This is a genomic window from Chloroherpetonaceae bacterium (genome assembly GCA_033763895.1).
Taxonomy (GTDB): Bacteria; Bacteroidota; Chlorobiia; order Chlorobiales; family Thermochlorobacteraceae; genus JANRJQ01.
Genome location: JANRJQ010000003.1, coordinates 19931 through 40733, shown reverse-complemented (window position 1 = coordinate 40733; position 20803 = coordinate 19931). Strand labels below are relative to the sequence as shown.

Genomic DNA, 20803 nt, shown 5'->3' with positions numbered 1-20803 from the left:
TTAAGACTTTTTTCGAGCCTGTTTTGATTTTTCCCTTTTTCCGGGCGTTTTTCCAACTTCGTGCCCGGATGAGAGAAGCGATTTGTACCGCTGTTGATCCATTAAAACTGAAATTGCTTCATTCAATTGGACATCCGAATTTAGGCTTGCTGCAATACCCATTCGCTCACCTTGATATCTGGTTATTATTTCCGTCTCAAGTACAGATAAAATTTCGTTTTTCTGTCTTTCAAGATCATTGTTTTTTTCTGAAACAAGATTGGCCTGTAAGGATTTAAGTTGCTTCACCAATTGATCGTTGTAATAATTTTTTTCAGCAGCTTCTATCAGTTCTTGAAGTTTCCGTTCCGCATCAGATTGGTAGTCAAATTTAGAACCTGCGAGATATTGCTTGAATTCATTGAAGAGTTTGTCATCGGCTTTAAACCCCTCTGGCAATTTCGGGTATTTTGCTTGATAAGAATTTGCAAATTTGAAGAAAAGTGAATTTCTCCATAAAGCAGTTTCTAAGGGTGTCGTTTCTCGCTCGTCGGTATGAACATCTGGCGCGATTCCTCCGCCGTCATAAACGGTTCTACCGATTTTTGTTTTGAAAGAATTGTGCAAGGTATCCGGCTCTTCGATAAACACATTTCGTTTTCCTTCTCGTTGATTCCGATGGAAGTAATCAACTGCTTGAATCAAGCGACCTGATGGGGTATAATATTTGGCGGTTGTAATTTTTAATGATGTGTTGTATGGCAAGCGGGTTATGGTTTGAACGAGCCCTTTCCCGAAAGAGCGAGTTCCAACTATTACACCTCGGTCAAGATCTTGCACTGCTCCAGCCACGATTTCCGAAGCTGACGCGCTATTGCCGTTGATCATTACTACCAAGGGAATATCTTTGAGGTATGGTGTGCTTACAGAATTGTAAACGCGGACTTTGCTTGAGTCTCGCCCTCTCGTTGTCACAATTGCACTGCCCTGAGGCACGAATTTGCTCGTAATCGAAACTGCGGCATCAAGTAACCCACCCGGATTTCCGCGAAGGTCAAGAATAAAACCTTTTAAGGGCGTTTTTCGATTCAACGCAGAATCCATAATCGACCGAATTTGAATTGACATTTCTTCGGCGGCATTCAAATTAAATCGTTCGAGCTTGATGTAACCGATGTTTCCCTCTATGATATCGGCAAAAGGAATATTCTTGATCATGATTTCTTGGCGAATCAGACTAAACTCAAGAATGCTTCTTTCCCCTTCACGCTCAATCGATAGCTTTACTTCGGTGCCTGCTTCGCCTTTCATCATTGTGCGAACATCAGATACCGCACGACCTTTTACGGCGGTTCCATTCACTTTTACTATTCGATCGCCAATTCTTAATCCTGCTTTATCAGCCGAGTAACCATCAGTTACCGAAACAATGATTACGCCACCGTCTTTATCAGTACCCGTGGTTACCCCAATTCCGGCATATTTCCCTGTTGTAAGTTGATCAATATCATCCGACTGCTCCTCATCCATAAAAACCGTGTATGGATCGAGTGTTGAAAGCATCCCATCGATTCCAGCACGCATAAATTGAGAGACGCTAATTTGATCGACATAGTTCATCGATACATCCTTATATATTCTTCCAAGCAACTCGATATTCTTTCCGATCTCAAAGAAATTTTCGGTTGGGCGCACAAACCCATAAGAGACGGCGATGGCTCCAATAAGCAAGAATACGCCGGCTATATAAACAGCGCTTGATTTTACAACGGATTTCAGTTTTTGCTTCATAATTTTTTTTTTGTATTGAGGCGAAAATGAATCTAATTAAAACAATCAAAATATGATGTAAAAGAAGTTTGCCCAATCAAATTCGGCCATTTCGCCTCTTTAATCCAATATTTTTAATCTTTTCGGTATGTAATTGGAAACTTACTTATGTAGTTTCAATTCAGTTAAGTTTCTAATGTTTGTTCCATTCAAGGAGGTTTGTTTATGTCATTATTCAATAAAATCTTTAAGGGCGTTGTTGGTCATTATTCATATGATGAAAGCTATTTAACGCGCTTGTTGGAAGATGAAAAAAAGGAACAACGATTAAAAAAGTTAATTGATATCAGCGATAAACTGATTGAAGAAAATCCAAACTTTGTTGATGAAGTTAAGAAAAGCGAAACAGGTTGTTGGATGGATCAGATGTTTGGTACTCATGAATGTACCATTTGTGATTTTATAGATGACTGCCCCATTAAACTTGAAGCCGATTGGAACAAATACCTTGATTCACTTACCCCTGAACAAAAAGAAGTTTTACTTCAAGCAAATCCACATTTAGGGTCAGCGAGTTCAAAGTAATATTTTCTTACTTGTTTTTATCAAGAGACATTAAGACAACTGAAGCCACACAACAAGTTCCAGCAATAACTGTTTGTGGGGTAACGCCCTCTCCAGCAATCAGCCACCCTAAAAAAACTGCAACAATCGGGTTCACATACGCATAAGTCACAACATGCGAAGGCTTCGCATTTTTAACAAGCCAAGTATAGGCAGTGTATGCAATCAACGAGCCAAACACAATGAGGTACGATAAACCCAACCAAGATTGAAGTGTTACTTCTGAAGCCTTGAAGGATGCCCAGTCTCCTTTTACAAATGCGAAAACAAAAAGCAAAACACCCGCGCATAGCATTTGTGCGGCTGAAGACATCGCAGGGTTTTTCGGTTGAGTAATTGATTTGCTATAAACAGAACCTAAAGACCAAGTTAATGTTGCAAAAATGAGTAACATGATTGCAATTCCTTGGGTCTTAAAATTTGCTTGGCTTACTGAAAGTAGTGGCTGACAAAGCAGATATATTCCAAGGCATCCTAAAAACAACCCCAAAAACGTTACAATCTTAGGGACAGACTTCGTTTTGAACCAATCAATCGCCACAACCCAAACCGGGCTGATTGAAACTATAAGTGCCACAAGCCCAGAAGGCACTGTTTTTTCTGCGATAGAAACACTTCCATTTCCACAAAAAAGTAATAAAAATCCTATTCCCCCGGCTCCTAGCCATTCATTTAATGATGGCATTGGTGCCCGTTGGATGGTAGCCCAAATAAATAAGATGATTCCTCCACAAATAAATCGAAAACTTGATTGGAGAAGCGGCGGAATAGTTTCAACAGCATAATGAATGGCAAGGTAAGTTGAGCCCCAAATGATATAAACGGCGGCGAAGCTAAGAATTAATTTTAGCTGAAACGCCTTTTCCTCTTGATGGCTTCTTTGAGGGTTAATTGCTGATGAATCGAGTGAGTCTTTGTATTCCAAGTTTGAATCAATTTTTGGCAGTGAAGATACAGTAAATGCGTTCACTTCTTTTAAGTTGCGAGGTAAAATTTACTTAAAGGGAACATTTTGTAGGCTTGGATTCAATGTGATTTATAGTATTTTAGACTAATTCTAAATTATTTGACACTTTCTATGCCTTTCTCTGAAATCGTAGGAATTTGGGATGCTTTTCCCGAATCCGGGATTCCTAAGGATGAAACTTTTCGACAATACACCTTCAAAGAAAACGGTGCTTTTATCTGCCATACCGCTCGTTCAAACAAACAAGTTCAACTTTTAGAGGGGACTTTTAAGCTTGATAAAGAAAAGGTTCGCTTTTTTTATGGAAAAGGAAAATTTACAAGCAGCTATCATTACCGTCTTGACGGGGATTGGCTTTTATTTAAGAATGAACACTTGGAGATGAGACTCCGTAAGCATATCGGGTAACCTCGCACAATCTTTGAAATGGCTTAATTTGTAAGGCAGATTTACTTAAATGATTTGCTATTACTTTTTTTATCTCCACCTCGCTTCGCTATTATTTACTTCAAGTTTCATGCATATTTATGCCTATTGATGCATAATCCCTTAAACTTAAGGCGTTTTTTTGCTAAAAGGATCAAAAATGACTTAATAAATAAGGTCTCTTTCCACGCTTCGTTTAACTTAGGGCAAACAAAAGATAAAAGCCAAATTTTTTCGGCTGAAATCAAACCAATATTTTATGACTTGGACAGCGTGGATTCCTAATTTTGAAAATGAATCGCTTACATTACGGCAGGTTTATGCGTCTTTGCCGGGCTTTGAGCAAAGTGAGATAAGTCCATTAGTACGAGCCCTTGAAAATCCCCAAAGCCCTTTTTCACTGACAGGTGCCGTAGATCTTTTTGGTCACGATTGTATTCACATTTTGCTTGGAAGAGGGTTGATGGCCCAAGATGAGGCATTTACGATTGGGTTTACAATGGGAACAAGCAAATCACTGAGCCGATTGGAACAAAATCTATTTAAGTTTGCGACACGATTTTTATACCCGAAAGAATATCGTTTTAGTCAAGACGATTTAAAAGTCTTTGATTTGGGAGTTCAAGCGGGGAAAAAATCCGGAGCGATGGAAATTTACAAAGTCAATTTCATTCCTTTTCTTGATGAACCCATTTGGAAAATTCGTCGTGCTTTAGGTATTCAGACATCACAATTGAGAGAGTTTTATGCCGAAGAAGCACGACTTTTACCTGAGAGTGAGGTCTCAAAACGATTGCCGAAACCAAAAGCGCAACGGACTTCGATTATGGCTCTTCCTTCTTTTCATAGACTTGGGAATCGTAAAGCACGCCCATTTGAGCGTGTAACATTTGCTTAAGACAATTAGGCAAAATTTTTTTTGAATAGTGGATTAATTTTTGTTATTTGAATAATCCTTATTCAAATAACTTATTTCCTTATGCGCCTCAATTTTTACACTCAACTTATATTCTTCTTCTCCTTATTGCTCTCTTTTCTTCATCCAACAGTAGGTTTCTCACAAAACTCGGTTTCGGGAAGTGATTCGCAAAACCTTTTGGATTCTTCGCGTCAAGATTCATCGAAGATGCCCCAATCTTATCCATTTCATCGGCATCAAATAGGGGTTTCAGCATCTTCTTTTTCGGGATATGGTCTATCTTATCGAATTGCATTTTCAGAAAAAATTTTGATTCGGTTTACAGGATTTGGATTTGTTAATTCATCAAATGTTTCCACAATCAATGAAAGGACTGAATCTACCTTGGTTTTAGGTACCGAATTGCAATACACACTTAAGTCGTTTGAATCGGTTAGGTTTTACCTCTTAGGTGGTGTAAATCGATTTTATGAGCAAACTACGAATTCAGCTTCTGTTAGGTCAAATAATGTAATGAACTCGATGGAAGATTGGAGATTTGGATTTGGATTTGGAACAGAATTTAAAATATTCAATTCATTCTTTTTGAATATTGACATTGGTGGCATATATGAAAATTCCTCCACGTTTTCGGAATTCCGGATTCCGCCTGAAGCAAGATCAACGTTCATTGGTTTTGGGTTAGGGCTTGGGTTAAGTTACGGATTATAACATACATCCTATTTTCTAATGAAACCCTTTTCTCTTATGATAAGCCAAAATCGCATTATTCTTCTTTCATTTTTTTTGGCTTCATCCCTATTGGCTCAAAGTCAAGATTTTCATTCTCAAGACAATATTGCTTATTCAAAAAGGGAAGAATTAAGACGGTTTCGTGTTGGCTTTTCTTACTCTCAGTTTTCTGCTTATGGATTAAACTTCTCATATTTTTGGAATGAGCGGTTAACCTCTAAAGTCATTTTCTTTGGTTATCGAAATACCGATTCCGAAAATCAAAGCCTGAATAACTTCTCAAATTCTGCCAGCTTAGGATTCGAACTTCAATATTCGCTGATTTATCAACATCAAAACCGCTTCTATCTTTTCTTGGGAAGTGGTATTAATTATAATGATGAAAGTCGTCAATTATTTTCTTTTTCATCAATGTCCAATCAAGCGGTGTATGAACGCTTTCGAAGGCTAAATTTCGGGTCGGGAATTGGCTTTGAATTGATCGCATTTGACCTTTTGGCTATTAACTTTGAAACGGGTTTACGATATTCCCCGTATTCTGAATTTGATCAACGAAACAGTCCCGATTTCTCTTCCACCTCAGGGCGTCACGTGGGCTTTGGTTTTGGGGGAGGATTGTCTTTTGCTTTTTAGTAATTAATTACTTTGTTTTCATGATATAAACGCCATCCCAATCTTCAGGCATTGTTTGACCTCGGAGCGACTCACACCGCTCAAGGTAAGTATTGGCCGGTCCATCTTTCGGGTTAATTTTTAAGACTTCGTTAAAACGAATGATGGCTAAGTCGAAGAGTTGACTTCGATAAAGCCGAAGTCCTTCGTGGAAAGTATCAATTTTTTCCTTTTCATTTCCAATCAAATTTCCTTTCTCAGTAACCACTTCAAAAAGTCGAATCGGGATTTCTTTTCCTTTGACTCGTAACAAATCGAGTTCGCGAACTTCGACGGCTTCTTTGGCCTGATTGTAGGTACTTTCGCTGATAAGAATATTCGTACCATATTGTTTATTTGCCCCTTCAAGTCGTGAGGCAAGATTAACGGTATCTCCGATGGCGGTAAAATCTAAGCGATTGGAGGAGCCTACATTTCCAAGCACAAGTCTTCCTGTATTGAGACCAATACGGGTTTCGAAGTGAGGCATCTCCGTTGATTTTTTTGAATAATAATCAGCCATCCTCCGTTGAATCTCAAGTGAGGTGAGACAAGCGTTTGAGGCATGACCGGGCTTTGGAATCGGGGCACCAAAAATGGCCATTATGGCGTCACCGATGTATTTATCAATCATTGCATCCCGAGCCAAAATAATTTCTGACCCTACCGTGAGATACTCATTTAGGAAAAGGATGAGTTCTTTTGGAGGTAGTTTTTCAGCGATTGAAGTAAATCCTGCAATATCTGAGAAAAAAACGGTGGCTTCAATTTCAGTTCCTCCCAATTCGAGTTTATCGGGATTTTGAATGATCTGATCAATAACCTGTGGATTCAAGTAGCGGTTGAACGCTTTCCTAAGTTCTTGTTTCTGCTGACCTTCCGTGGCGTAGCTTGCTACGGCAGAGAGTATCAAGGTGAAGAGAGCGGAGATAAACGGGAATGCAACCGGTAACCACAATCTTGATTCGTAGAATTGCCAAAAGGCAATTGCTACATAAATACTGACACTTAACGAAATCAATGGGATTGATATTGTCACGCGTTTGATAGTAAAAAAAAGAACTGCAACGATAATCGAAAGCGCAAGCGCAATAAGATAATTCCAGTGCTTGGGTGACTCTCGGATGTAATGTTCATTGCGAAGATTGCTTAAAATGGTCGCGTGAATTTCCATCCCGGGATACTCTTCCAAATTGGTAAAAGGGGTCGGTTTAAAGTCGCTGAGACCCGCTGCTGACGCACCAACAATAACATACTTGTCCTTAAAGACACTCATATCAATTGCGGGGGTTTCGCCTGAAGCCATTTGAACTGCCGATTGAAGAACACCTGCAAATGGATAGTATTTAAATACACCGTTTGGACCGCCCTTCCCGTACCAATAAATCATAAATTCCCCTTTGTCATCGACAGGTAAATATTGGCACATTGATTGTAAATCAGTGTTGGCATTCGCCACTTTTAGGGAAATATTTTTTCCGATTGAAAGGGTTGAAAGAGAAAAATGTGGAATGATGTATGGCCCCCAACGGTAAAGCAATGGTGTTCTTCGGCAAATGCCATCATCATCGGCCTTAAAATTAAACACGCCTAATCTTGAGGCAACTGATTGAAAAGTGTCAAGTGGGGCGGTCGCGCGTTGATACGAAGGGATTTTTAACCGAGGGAATTCGCCTGTTGCAAAAAAGTTTGAATGAATTCTTCCACCTGCAGCGTCGCCTTCTTCTATCGGCATTAATTGAACACCAAGCATTACGTTCCCTGCATTTTGAACCGCACTTGCAAAGGCACCGTCGGATTCCGCACCGTCAATCTCGAGCCTATTGACATCGGGGCTTGAGAAAATAATATCAAACGAAATTGTTTTTGCGCCTGCTTTTGCCAAGTAATCCACCACAAGACCGTGAAATTGACGTGGCCAAGGAAACCCAAATTTCAATTCTTGCTCAAAATAATCAAGACTATTTTGATCAATTGCAATCATGACAATGTTAGTATCGGCAAGCTCAGGGTGTGAGGCATATTGGAATCGTTTGTCCAATATTTTATTTTCGAAAATCTCTAATCCGTTGAAAGACTTCATCAAAACAGCCAAAGCAAACCCAGCAATGATGACTGCACCAACAAGGATAATTTTTGATTTTTTTAAGAAGCTAAGAATCGATTTAAGAAAACTCATCGGATAAAATTTAAAATTTGTTAGTTCGATGAACCTTTTTGTGATTCATTTTCAGGCAACGGTTTCTTTTTATCGAGAAACTCCTTTCGGTAAACTGCAACTAAAAAAGCTGAAAGAGGCACTGCTAGTAGAACTCCAATAAAGTTGAAGAAAAACCCAAAAATAAATACAGAAAAGAGCAAGACTAATGGATTAAGATGAACTTTAGAACCAATGATTTTGGGAACCAAATAGAAGTTTTCAAAAAGATGAATCACCGCATAAATCACAACAATTAATCCGATTGTTTGAAAAATATTTTCTCCGAAAAGGGCAGCAATCAATGCTAAAGCCACAGAAATAATCCCTCCGATATACGGTATAAAAGAAAGAACCCCGAATAAAACACCGATGAGCAAAGAATACTTGAGGTCGATGAGCCAAAAGGCTGTCGAATACAACACAGATAAAATGAGGACGATAATGAATTGCCCTTGCAAATACTGACGAAAAATGGTTCCGGCAAGCCTTAAATACTCATTGACTTTTTCTGAATACTTTGGCGATATCATTTCCTTAAAGGTTTCTTCTACGATTGGAAAATCAGCGATGAAATAATACGATAAAAAAGGGATAAGAATAAGGTTAAGGATAATTGAAAATGCTTTCGGAACATTTCCGGCGAGTTCAACGGCGAGTTCGGTACCTAATTTGCTGAAATCAAAAAGTTGGGTGTGGATTTTTTCAAAAAATAGAGATTGAAGTGTTTGAACATTAATTCCATATTTCGAGAAAAATTCAACTGTTTGATGGTCATTGAAGACGGATTGAACTTGCTCCGGTAGAAACTTTAGCGTTTCGGCAAGTGACTGAATCTGCTCGTAGAGTCTTGGCGTCGCAAAAGAAATTAATCCAACAATCGATGTAACAATGGTCAAGGTAATTAGAAGTGCCGCGGAAGACCTTGATAACGTTTTACCTAAAATGGGTTTGCTTGTCAAAAAATGGGTTAGCGGTTCAAGAAGGAATGCGGCAACCAAGCCGATAATAAACGGGAAAATGATACCTGAAAGCGTTCGAAAGAACCATAATGCAAAAATCGTAGAAGCGAGTATGATTAATCGATTGGCAAAAAGGTTTTTTCGTATTGGATAAAGAATGAAAATTGACAATAGATACAAAAAAAGTGGGCTAAAGTAATCACGAATTTCAAATCCTAAATACGCGACAAGGAACGCTCCAAGAGCCAACCAAAATGAGATTATTCTATTCTCTACGATCATTCCTAATGATATTTTGGATTTTTTTTGGATGCTTAAATCGGTCACGAAAATCTTCTAATCGGTGCATCCAAACCGTCAGTTCTGAAAAAGCGTTAATCATCCTAAGCCGTATCAATTCTTGCGGAATCCCCGCTGCTTTCTTAATTAAATGATTGATTGTATCTGTTCGATACACGGCTAAGCTCCGCTTTACAAAGCCATCAGAAGATGATCTTGAAATTGAGATTGCCGATTCGAATCCGGCTTCTTTAGTTAACTCCAAAACCCTTTGATTAAAATTTCCAAACGGGAAGGAAATTTCATTCACCTTTATCCCGAGCAATTGCTCTAATTCGTCTTTTGACTTTTTCAATTCTTCTTTCACCCGTTCACTTGAAAGTGCCGTTAACGCGCGGTGCGAAAATCCGTGGCTTCCTATTTTCCACCCCGCTTTGAAAAGTGATTTTAACTCTGTGTCATTGATGTGCCTAAAATTTCCTAAAAAATCTGCGTCCCAAGTATTGAGCTTTCCAATCATACCCCCAATGACATAAATGGTAGCCGTGAGTCCGGCTTTTTCAAGAATTGGGAACGCGGTATGGAATGTATCCTCATAACCATCGTCGAAAATGATTCTTGGTCGTTCGTTATGTGGAAGTGAAGAAATCCACGAGATATCATGCTTAAAATCGTCGATTTTACGCGTGCAAATTCCGAAGTCGAGCCGGTCGGTAATTTTGTGATAAGTAAAAATCGAATTCATTTTGTTTTAAGAAATCATGTATTTGAGGGAAGATAACAAAAAAGTCTGACCCGTTTTTTGAAGAAGAACAAAGTAAAAAAGGCCAAGACTGAAATGTTGTATAGACGGCACGGAATCTCTACCTTTACAAGTTATTGAGATCCTCGCAATGAAACTTCATATCAATTAATCTTTTATTCAACACTTGTGAAAATTGGGTTAAACTATTATCTGTGGATAAGTGCATTTATGTTCACAGTTGGCGTATTGGGTGTTCTTACTCGTCGAAACGCGATCGTCATCTTCATGTGTATTGAACTCATGCTGAATGCCGTGAATTTATCGTTTGTCGCTTTTTCCCATTTTATGGGAGACATTCAAGGGCAGATGATGGTCTTTTTTGTGATGACTGTTGCCGCGGCCGAAGCAGCGATTGGCCTTGCAATCGTGATTTCATTATTTCGAAACAAAGAAACTGTGAACATCGATGAAATCAATATTCTTAAAGGATAAATAGGATCTGCATTTCTTGAAGACGACAATTTGAATGCGGCATTTCTCAATATCGAGATCTATTCTGTCATGTTTTTACTCATCAAACGAAGTAATCAGTATTTATTTCTATGCATCAGCTCATCAGTTACACCGTCATCCTACCACTTGTCGGATTTCTCTTTAATTCTTTCCTTTTTCTTTTTTCACCCAAAGCGAAAAAAAATACGGCCGTTGAACAAATCTCTGGAACAGTAGGGACGGCCGTCATTTTCGGTTCATTTGTTATATCCTTGTTAATCTTTTTTGAATTGGTTGGGCTTTCCTCAGAGAGCCGGCTTTTTATCGTTCCTGTTTTTGATTGGTTTTATGCCGGAAATTTATCTGTGAGTTTTTCTTATCAAGTCGATACCCTCTCGATGGCAATGTCTCTTGCAGTGTCAGGTGTAGGTTGCCTCATCCATCTTTATTCCATCGGCTATATGCACGGCGACGAAGATTTTGCGAGATTCTTCGCCTATTTGAATCTCTTTATTTTCTCGATGATGAATTTGATTCTTGCAGATAACTTAATTGTTATGTTTTTGGGTTGGGAGGGGGTTGGTCTCTGTTCTTATCTGCTCATTGGCTTTTGGTATCAACGTAAATTTGATGGTGTTGAGATTTCAACGACCGGCGAAGCAGCCGATAAGGCTTTTATCATGAATCGCATCGGAGATTTTGCAATGCTCGCAGCTTTTTTTATACTTTTCCAAGCGATTGGTAGCTTTAATTTTCAGGCGGTTTTGATTGGAAAATCTGCTTTAACAAACGAACAACTTTTTTGGGTAACGATTTTGATTTTTATTGGTTGTACTGGAAAATCAGCTCAGATCCCTTTATTTACTTGGCTTCCTGATGCAATGGCAGGTCCGACACCGGTCTCAGCATTAATTCATGCCGCTACAATGGTAACGAGCGGCTTATATCTCACCGCGCGTCTTTCTCCAATTTTTTATTCCTCCCCTGAAACCCAAATTGTAATTGCTTCGATTGGTGCTACAACGGCAATTCTTGCAGCGTCAATCGCCCTATTTCAAAATGATATTAAAAAAGTTCTTGCTTACTCTACGGTTTCACAACTCGGATATATGTTTTTGGCCGTAGGTGTTGGCGCCTATTCAACGGCGATATTTCATGTAATTACTCATGCATTCTTCAAAGCCTGTCTCTTTTTAGGAAGCGGTTCAGTCATTCATGCGTTGCACGAAGAACAGGACATTCGAAAAATGGGTGGGCTTCATAAAAAAATGCCAATTACCTCACTAACTTTTCTGATCGGTTCTTTAGCTTTAGCCGGATTCCCGCTTACTTCTGGCTTTTTTAGTAAAGATGAAATTTTAACCAATACTTTTGCTGGCGGTTATACATTCTTTTATGTGATTGGTTTATTCACAGCTTTACTTACCGCTTTTTATTCGATTCGACTTTATACACTCACCTTTTTAGGGGATAGCCGTATCGACAGTTCCCGACACCCACTTGAATCGCCGCTTACGATGACCATTCCACTTATTTTACTTGCTTCACTCTCATTACTGGGTGGCTTTTTAGGGTTACCCGAGGTGATTTCATCAAATAACTTTATGAAAGACTGGCTTTTAACTTCGACAGTCTTAACAGAAGCTCATAAAATTTCTCACTCGACCGAATGGGTGCTTCTCGCATTATCCGCTTTCATTTCGATCATAGGAGTAAGTACCGCCTATTTCATTTACTCTAAAAACATTCACTTTTTAAGCAATGAAACAGGCTTCGGAAAACTTGCTTATCAAAAATACTTGGTAGATGAAATTTACGATCGTGTTGCTGTTAAGTCGGTTCAATTTTTCTCCGAAAAAATTGCAAGCCCTTTTGAAAGATTCATAATCAAAGGTTTCTTTTCGGGTTTTGGCGAATCAATTTTGGGTCTTGGAAATATCCTTCGAATGGCTCAGACAGGGGTTGCACAAAATTACGCAATTATTATGGCACTTGGCTTTGTTTTAATTCTTGGTGTTGTCATTTTCTCAGGAAAGTAACGCAACCATCTTCCTGATGAATCATAAATGAATGTGCCAATTTCAAGCAATCAAATGCCCTCCTCCGAAAAGCTTTCAATGGTGCTTTCAGAAACTGTTTCTAAAAATAACCTTACCGGCGACGAAGGTCAATTACTTGATGCTCTCAAACTTTCACTATTTCAACGAACCTCACGATTAATCAATAGTTCACAGGGAATCTTCCATACTGAAGCTGTCGGCAAAAAGCTTGCATTATTTTGCGATTCCCTTCTTCAAGGGTTGAATTCCGATTTTGGGTGTGTCACACTTCTTAATGAAGATTCTTCAATAGTCAAGTCTCACATATCATTTTCTCAGGATCTTTCGGGAGAAGAACGTGTGCTACATAAAACGAAATTTATTGAGCATCTTCAAACCCCTGCCTCACAGCGAAATTCACTATATGCCGGGATACTTGCCCAAAATGACAATCCATCAATTAGCAAGGGAGGATCGATTTTACTTTCTTCATCGTTTATCGCTGAAATTCTTAAATCGGAACGAATCTCGCTTCAATCATTGCCAGTCACTTTCAATCGAATCATTTCGGTAAGAGAGTCGAACGGAGATTTTTTTCAGACTTACATTGAATATTTCCGAAGCGAAAACCCACTGTATGTATTTACTCCGCTGACAAATATTGACGGGAGTTTATTTGGATTTGTTATTTATAGAACCCCTACTAATTCGAAAACAAATCTGAAATCTTATACTGATCAAGATTTACAGCTTTTCATCAATTCAGTTCATGCCTTTATTAAGCAAATCGGCTCACACCTAGAGCAAGACAGGCTTTATCGCCAAGCGATTGAGGATAATCTTAGAATTCAAGCCACGCAAGTTTTCGCGCAAGAATTGATTTCAAGTGAGCGATTTATCAACGGAAATGCAGAAAAAAAAATGAAGCATTTTTGTGAAACACTTACGAATCAAAATTTTGCAGCGATAGCTTCATTAATCGTTCTCGATGATAATGGCGTGATTCGACAACGCAGTATTTCAGTCAGAAAACCAAATAGTCCGTTTCTTCCCTTTTATAATGATCGGTTTGCCCAAGGAAAGAACATTGATCTCTCCTTTTTCACTGCGAGTTCCTTAAGCGCAAGAAAAGTTTCAAGCGCTTATGTTGTGAAAGAAAAGGATCTTCGAAGAGAAACCGTATCCGTTCAAAGCGATTTGAAAAGAGAAATTATCTTTCTACCAATTTTTGAATCGGAATCAAAACTTACTGGTATTCTCTCGGCTTTAATGGAAACTGATTTAACAAGTGAAAGTGCTGTACAATTACTTGAGCTCTATGTCCGAATTGCAGGAAAGGAACTCACATCTGTTCAGCAGACTGAGGTTGTGGAAGCAGCCAATGAACTTATTGATTTAGAGTTTAAAACTGAAGAAGATGCTTTGCGCTTCGCACTTTCAAAGGTCATTTCGTTTTTCAAATCAGCAAATGCGGTGTTCTTTTACTCAACAGATTTTCAAAGTATTGACCTCTCAATTTTTTCTGGTTCAGACGAAGATCGGAAACGGATGAATCTTATTCCTAAATATGAGCTGGAAGTAGCGGCTTCATTTTCGGGGTTTCAAGTTGAAAAATCGATTTGTTTTAGCATCGAACAACAAACAAGATTACTTCTTGCACTTGAAGAGGGAATGAACCCTCCAATTGATTTAAGATCTGCTGGAAATGCAGAAGCAAATCTCATTGAGTTTTCGAAAGATAACGAGTTCTACCGGCTGCTGATTCCTCTCAAAATTCAAAATGATCTTTTGGGTTACATTGAGGTATCTCATCCAAGATCAACTGAAATTTCTGTCGTTCGGCTTGCTTTACAAACCCTTTCTCCGATTCTCAAGGAGGCTTCACTTAGGCTTCAAACTTTCCGCCTTACAAGAGATTTAGAAAAGCTTAATAGCAAGCATGTCATACTGAAAGACTTGCTCGGTTCACTTATTGAAGTGAATAAAGGGCTTCGGAAAGCCGGTAATTTACAAGAAAAATTGACTCATGTAACCGAGTCAATCACAATGACTTTCGGGTTTAAGTTTTGCTCAATTGCGATATGGAATGAGGAAAATCTCATTAGGGAAAGCGCCTTTACCTTTCACCCGGAATCAGAAGTTCATCCGCAAACTGAAAATATTGAAAAGAGTTTTAAGGTCGGTTCAAAAGTACCTGTAAATGCGATTAAATCCATCATTTCTCCTTTATTAGAATTTGGGTATGCTTTTGTCGTTTCCAAAAAGGAAATCGAACAAGCATCGAGTGTCCTGAAACCGCAAGACGATCAATTGAATCAGAACTTGAATCGATACTTTTCAGGAGATCCTGATATCGAACTTTATATCCCATTGTATAGCGAAGACCAAACATTTATGGGTTATATGCGATTAGGAGGATTAATGATCTTAAATGAGATTGATCGTGCAAGCTTTCTTGAACGGTTAAAACTTATTTCCCTTTTTGCAAAGCAACTTTCTCAAGAAATCGATTTGATTGAGTCGTTAAAAATTCGAGCAAGTGAGATTTCAGAAAAAAGCCGGTTAAGTAAAACGCTTGCAACACTTTTTGAAGTTGGAACCGCTATATCTCAAACCGGTTCAATGAATGATAAGCTTCGTTTATTATGCGAAGCCCTTTCAGTTTCTACAGGAATTCACTTTGCGATTGCCTGTCTCTATGATGAACTGGGCAAGATTGAATTTTCTCAATATTATGCCGATACAACCTTTAAATGGAAATTAAAAGGCCTCTTAGAAGAGCATTTTTCTCCCGGCAAAACTATTAATACCGCGGTTTATCAAACTCTATTTCAAACGCCTCGATTTAAAGTCGGGCAACTGAATGTTTATTGTGCCGATGTTCGTGTTCTTTCGGCAATCCTGAATAAAACCGATTTAACAGTCTTTGGATCTGAAAATATTTCGAAGTCACAAGTATTCCCTACTCAAGAAACGACTGACTCAGGTAGCGATTACTTAGAACGATACTTTGAAAACCGTGGAACGCCCGAAGAAGACAGATACATTTTAGCAATCCCATTTACCTTTGATTCGAATTCTCCTTCTAAAGTCGTCGGTTTCTTGACCTTAGGAAGCTTTTCAGATATTGAATCAGTTCCAGACCTCTATAGCCGACTTTCGGCGATTGATTTATTTGTTAGCATTGTTAATGCTGATTTAAAGAATTTTCTTTTGAATCGCTTTCTCGTTCGTTCAGAGGCACAATTCAGAAATATCGTTGAAAATATTCAACTCGGATTTTTGATTACTCGCCACGATGGAAAAATTGACTACGCCAATCCTTCTTTGAAATCCACCCTCGGTTGGGGAGATATCGACTTAAAAGGCAAATTGTTGGAGGAATTCGTTCACGGCTCGTCGTTTGACGAAACCGTTTTACATCGAGAAAAAGTATATCGCGGTGAAACGGTTTCTTCTGAGGTTTTACTCAAAGCGCAAAACGGAGAGTTTATTCCGATGGAGTTAAAAACTTCACCACAGTTTATCATAAGCGATACCGGAGAGCTTTCTGTCATTGGCGCATTTAGTGTCTTGAGGGATAGACGAAAAGAAAAAGAATTGGAACTTCAAGAAAAAGAAATGGAAACAATCAAAAATAACTTTTATGCGATGGTTGTTCATGATATGAAAGTTCCACTTTCAGCTATCTATGGTTACTCAGAAATGTTGAAAGATTCCAATCCCTCCGATATTCCCATCGAACGCTTCAAAAGCATGATGGAACAAATGTTTCTCTCTTCAACCAACATTACCCGACTTGTTCAAGAAATTCTTGAATTTTCAAAGTATGAATCGCGTAAAACAAAATTGGAATATCAAAAGCAAAACTTCCAGCTTTGTATTGATCTTGTGGTTGAACAATTGCAGTATGATATTCATAATAAAGGCATTTTAGTGAAGCGTTCTGTTGAAGGAACTGAAGATTGGATTTTTTATTTTGATTTTGATCGAATTGTTCGTGTTGTTAGTAACCTATTGGGGAACGCCGTTAAGTTTTCTAAATCAAATTCAATCATCGAAATTAATCTTCGAAAACTTGAAAAGTTTGGAAGAGAATATGCTTTGGTTACCATAAAGGACAGTGGCGAGGGAATTGCGCCGGATGAAGTAGATTTAATATTTGATGCTTATCGACAAGCGAATTCAAAGCACGGCTCACGAGGTACAGGCTTAGGGCTTTCAATTGCAAAGCAAATTATTACCTTGCATAATGGAGAAATAACAGCAGAATCTTATTTAGGAAAAGGAACTATTATTTCCTTCACCTTACCGATGCTGCAAGTTAATCCAAACTAAATAACATTTAAGTAAATGACTTTTTTCTCGATTGTTCTTAAAAATCTTTCTGAAAGAAAAGTTTCGCTTCTTCTTACGCTTCTGTCAGTCGCGCTCGGCGTCGGTCTCATATCTTCAACTATTGAAATTTCAAAGCAAGTTGAAGAGCGATTTAACCAAACCTCCAGTGGTTATGAATTAATTTTAGGTGCAAAAGGGAGTCCTTTACAAATAGTACTCAACACGGTTTATCATTTAGGCAATCCGACCGGCAATATTCCTTATTCAGCTTATGAACGTTATAAGCGAAATCCTTTTGTAGCTTACGCAATTCCGATGGGCTTGGGCGATAGCTATCGCGGATACAGAATTATATGCACCTCACCCGATTTTTTTTCAAAACTAAAAATTAAAGGTGATTTCGCGCTTGAATTCGCTTCAGGCAGAGTCTTTGAATCAAATGAAGTTTATAAGGTTGTTGTCGGTTCAGAAGTAATTGCAAAAACCGGATTAAAAATTGGCGATAAGTTTCTAGCCACTCACGGGCTGCAAGAGTCTCTTGAAGAGATGGGAAATGTACATGATCAGCATTTTTTTGAGGTTATCGGCACACTTCAAACAACAAATACACCAATTGATAAAGGGATTTATGCCGCTCTCCCAACTGTATGGATGCTTCATGAAAAGGAATCCGTTGATCAACAAGATTCGACCGAACAGGCATCTGATGAGCATCATCACGAGATTCCCAATGAAGGGGATATCACCGCAGTTATTCTCAAAGCCAAAGCGCCGATTTTTGCTTTGCAACTTTATTCGCTAATCAATCGTGAACCCTACGCACAAGCCGCTTTTGTTGTCAATGAGATTAAAGACCTTATCAACATTGTCGGAAATGTTAGTGATGCCTTCCTATTCCTAACCATTGTTGTCATTTTGGTCGCAATATTCAGCGTTATGATTTCGATTTATAATTCTATCAATGAACGCCGGAGAGAGATTGCAATCTTACGATCTCTAGGCGCAACACGTTCATTTATTTTTGGATTGGTCACGATGGAATCTGTTATGGTTTGCTTTTTTGGTGCCTTTCTTGGTATCGTACTTTGCAAACTTGGGTTAATTTTGAGTTCTCAACTGATTTCAGTTAAGTTTGGTACGGTTGTTCAAGTGGGGATTCTAACAATAAATGAATTGAAAATTCTTTTGGTTGTAACTTTGGCTGGGGGAATTGCTGGGATTATTCCCGCATTTCGTGCGTATCGGACGGATGTCTCACTAAACTTGACACCAATCAGTTAATTAAACCGAGGTATTATGTTTAAATCTAGACTTTCTTTCTTTGGGCTTTTTATTGGGCTTCTTTCGCTCAATTTTGTTGCAACAGAATACTACAATTCAAAGTCGCTTTTTGTTGAATCGGTTTCGAAAGTTCGCAACCACAAAGCAACGCTTTCTTTCGACGAAACACCATTGGCTATCGTTGAAAATGAACAGCCTATAGGCGCATCATTTCGAATCACCTTTAATGATTTAAGAGAGTATAAATATAACCGCCGCGGGAATTCCAAAGTGCCTGATAAGCTTAAAGGCTTAGAAGGAAAAGAAGTGGAAATTGCCGGTTATATGATTCCAATGAATGAAGCGATGGAAGTTAGAGAGTTTATGTTGGTTCAAATTCCTTTCTTTGGCTGCTGTTACAGCGTGCCTCCGGAACCAAATGAAACCATAATGATTCGTATGGAAAAGGGAAAATCAACTGAGTATGTCTATACTCCTATTCGCGTAAAAGGAAAGTTTAAAATATCCGAAACGAAAATTGATGATTTTGTTGTCTCAATCTACCAAATGGAAGCCTCAGATGTAAAGGCAGCAACTGCCGATGATAAAGATGTTATTCAACATCAACAAGGGTCTGCAATTCCGGTTAGATAACCATAAGAATTACGCATTCATGTCAGAGTTAATCTTTTTAGGGATGGTGAAAAGAAGCCTATTGATAATGGCAGCTTTTGTTTCTGTTGCCCAAGCTCAGGACCGTTTTTCATTAGTTCCTGAACTCAATCTTCAGAATCAATCAGGATTGGCTTTGTGTGCTTGCCCTCGGCACCAGTCTCTCGGTAATGGCGGTGAAACCCGAAGGCTTGGTGTTTCTGGAGTTATGGTGTTAGATAGTCTTCCTCCTAATTCTGCCATCTTAACTACCGTGCGATATGAATTTCCTCTCTCGGATAATGAAACCGACAATGGTGGGTACAAAAAATTTTTCTCTCTCTTACAGCTTAAACAACTTGCTTCGAATCACGGTGCAAATGCACTTGTTAAAATTGAAGAGAAGCGAGATACAGTGAAAAAAATTCTCTCTTTTGAGGCGCTTGCCGTAAGGGTTGTGCGTTAATATTTGAAAATAATTTATGGCAAAAAAAGGTCAAGATCAGAGTCAAGAAAAAATTCACTGCTCTTTTTGCGGGCGTTCAAGTGATGAGGTGATGAGTATGGTGGCTGGACCGGGAGTCTTTATTTGCGATCGTTGCATTCAAAGTTCCGTTGAAATTATCAAAAATGATATTTCTGCTCTCTCAACAAGGAGAAAGCCAAAAAAAGGAAGATTGCAAACCCCTTTTCAAATCAAGGAAGAGCTCGACAGGCATATCATTGGTCAGGATAAAGCAAAGAAGGCACTTTCAGTCGCCGTGTATAATCATTACAAGCGAATTGAAATGCATAACCTTTCGGTGTTTGACGAATCGGATGTATCAATTGATAAAAGCAATATTTTACTTGTGGGGCCAACCGGAACTGGAAAAACACTTCTTGCTCAAACCTTGGCGAAAATTATCGATGTTCCCATCACAATTGCCGACGCTACCTCGCTCACCGAAGCCGGTTATGTCGGCGACGATGTCGAAAGCATTTTGATGCATCTATTTCAATCTGCCGACCAAAATTTAGAGCGTACAGAACGCGGAATCATCTATATCGATGAAATTGATAAAGTTGCTCGAAAGGGTGCCAATGTATCCATCACACGTGATGTTTCGGGAGAAGGTGTTCAGCAAGCTTTACTGAAAATTTTAGAAGGTACGATTGCAGGTGTTCCGCCAAAGGGAGGAAGAAAACACCCTGAGCAAACTTTGCTCAATATCAACACCAAAAATATTCTCTTTATTTGCGGTGGAGCATTTGAAGGTTTAGACGCAATCATTGCGCGTCGATTGGCAAAAAATTCAATGGGTTTTGGTGCTTCCATTCCAACAAAATCGGAGCGCGAAGGTTCTCAATTACTCCAATATGTTGCACCCGAAGATTTGGTCGAATTTGGACTGATTCCTGAATTTATCGGAAGGTTACCGGTCCTTACAACACTCGAATCTCTTGATAAGAATGCAATGAGAAGCATTCTTACTGAACCAAAGAATGCAATCACCAAGCAGTATAAAAAACTTTTCGAAATGGAAGGGGTTGAATTAATTTTCGATACCGATGCCTTGGATATGGTTGTTGACATTGCGATAAAGCGCGGTACCGGCGCCCGTGCGCTACGATCAATTATAGAAGGAGCAATGACGGATATTATGTTCGAACTTCCTTCGAAAAAAAATGTTCGCACCTGTGTGATCACGAAGGAAGTGATATCGGAGCATAAAAGCCCAATTTATCTCTATACAGAAAGCAAAGAGCAAGAAGAAAGAAAAATCGCCTAA

17 protein-coding genes are annotated in these 20803 nt (G+C 38.8%); 12 read left to right on the top strand and 5 right to left on the bottom strand.

Annotation, left to right across the window (positions count from 1 at the left end):
- On the bottom strand, positions 1-1770 hold the full coding sequence (locus tag SFU91_00395) for a S41 family peptidase (GenBank protein ID MDX2127477.1): 1770 nt from the start codon (positions 1768-1770) through the stop codon (positions 1-3).
- Positions 1771-1974: 204 nt separating this feature from the next.
- Here SFU91_00395 and SFU91_00390 point away from each other — a divergent pair, with 204 nt between their 5' ends.
- The gene (locus SFU91_00390; protein MDX2127476.1) at positions 1975-2334 is read left to right on the top strand and encodes a hypothetical protein; all 360 of its coding nucleotides are present in this window, start codon (positions 1975-1977) and stop codon (positions 2332-2334) included.
- 7 nt (positions 2335-2341) lie between these two features.
- Here the strand turns inward: SFU91_00390 and SFU91_00385 are convergent, their stop codons facing one another.
- Complete coding sequence (locus tag SFU91_00385) at positions 2342-3343, bottom strand: EamA family transporter (GenBank protein ID MDX2127475.1); 1002 nt, start codon at positions 3341-3343, stop codon at positions 2342-2344.
- A gap of 108 nt (positions 3344-3451) precedes the next feature.
- On the opposite strand from SFU91_00385, the gene SFU91_00380 reads away from it, so the two are divergent.
- The 4 genes from SFU91_00380 to SFU91_00365 all read left to right on the top strand — a co-directional run bounded on the left by SFU91_00380 (position 3452) and on the right by SFU91_00365 (position 6050).
- Positions 3452-3748, top strand: a complete 297-nt coding sequence (locus SFU91_00380) for a hypothetical protein (GenBank protein MDX2127474.1) — start codon at positions 3452-3454, stop codon at positions 3746-3748.
- Between the two features lie 277 nt (positions 3749-4025).
- Positions 4026-4664, top strand: a complete 639-nt coding sequence (locus SFU91_00375) for a hypothetical protein (protein MDX2127473.1) — start codon at positions 4026-4028, stop codon at positions 4662-4664.
- Between the two features lie 81 nt (positions 4665-4745).
- Positions 4746-5396, top strand: a complete 651-nt coding sequence (locus SFU91_00370) for a hypothetical protein (protein MDX2127472.1) — start codon at positions 4746-4748, stop codon at positions 5394-5396.
- Positions 5397-5432: 36 nt separating this feature from the next.
- A complete protein-coding gene (locus tag SFU91_00365; GenBank protein MDX2127471.1) occupies positions 5433-6050 on the top strand; it encodes a hypothetical protein in 618 nt (205 codons plus the stop codon).
- 7 nt (positions 6051-6057) lie between these two features.
- On the opposite strand, the gene SFU91_00360 is transcribed toward SFU91_00365, so the two are convergent.
- Genes SFU91_00360 through SFU91_00350 form a run of 3 tightly spaced genes read right to left on the bottom strand, consistent with a single transcriptional unit; the run spans position 6058 to position 10251 of the window.
- Entirely contained in the window at positions 6058-8247 is a 2190-nt protein-coding gene (locus SFU91_00360) for an adenylate/guanylate cyclase domain-containing protein (GenBank protein MDX2127470.1), read from the bottom strand.
- Between the two features lie 20 nt (positions 8248-8267).
- Positions 8268-9509, bottom strand: coding sequence for an AI-2E family transporter (locus SFU91_00355; protein MDX2127469.1), 1242 nt, complete (start codon positions 9507-9509; stop codon positions 8268-8270).
- A complete protein-coding gene (locus SFU91_00350; protein ID MDX2127468.1) occupies positions 9493-10251 on the bottom strand; it encodes a polysaccharide deacetylase family protein in 759 nt (252 codons plus the stop codon). Before SFU91_00350 ends, SFU91_00355 begins: the two co-directional genes overlap by 17 nt.
- Positions 10252-10437: 186 nt before the next feature.
- On the opposite strand from SFU91_00350, the gene nuoK reads away from it, so the two are divergent.
- The 7 genes from nuoK (at position 10438) to clpX (ending at position 20803) form a co-directional block, all read left to right on the top strand.
- Positions 10438-10743, top strand: a complete 306-nt coding sequence (nuoK, locus tag SFU91_00345; GenBank protein ID MDX2127467.1) for an NADH-quinone oxidoreductase subunit NuoK — start codon at positions 10438-10440, stop codon at positions 10741-10743.
- Between the two features lie 110 nt (positions 10744-10853).
- Complete coding sequence (gene nuoL, locus SFU91_00340) at positions 10854-12782, top strand: NADH-quinone oxidoreductase subunit L (protein ID MDX2127466.1); 1929 nt, start codon at positions 10854-10856, stop codon at positions 12780-12782.
- A 27-nt stretch (positions 12783-12809) separates the two neighbouring features.
- Positions 12810-17120, top strand: coding sequence for a PAS domain-containing sensor histidine kinase (locus SFU91_00335; GenBank protein MDX2127465.1), 4311 nt, complete (start codon positions 12810-12812; stop codon positions 17118-17120).
- Positions 17121-17135: 15 nt separating this feature from the next.
- Complete coding sequence (locus tag SFU91_00330; protein ID MDX2127464.1) at positions 17136-18401, top strand: ABC transporter permease; 1266 nt, start codon at positions 17136-17138, stop codon at positions 18399-18401.
- Positions 18402-18416: 15 nt separating this feature from the next.
- Entirely contained in the window at positions 18417-19034 is a 618-nt protein-coding gene (locus tag SFU91_00325) for a DUF3299 domain-containing protein (GenBank protein MDX2127463.1), read from the top strand.
- A 19-nt stretch (positions 19035-19053) separates the two neighbouring features.
- Positions 19054-19497, top strand: a complete 444-nt coding sequence (locus SFU91_00320; protein MDX2127462.1) for a hypothetical protein — start codon at positions 19054-19056, stop codon at positions 19495-19497.
- A 16-nt stretch (positions 19498-19513) separates the two neighbouring features.
- Positions 19514-20803: an ATP-dependent Clp protease ATP-binding subunit ClpX gene (clpX, locus tag SFU91_00315; protein MDX2127461.1), complete on the top strand. Its 1290-nt coding sequence runs from the start codon at positions 19514-19516 to the stop codon at positions 20801-20803.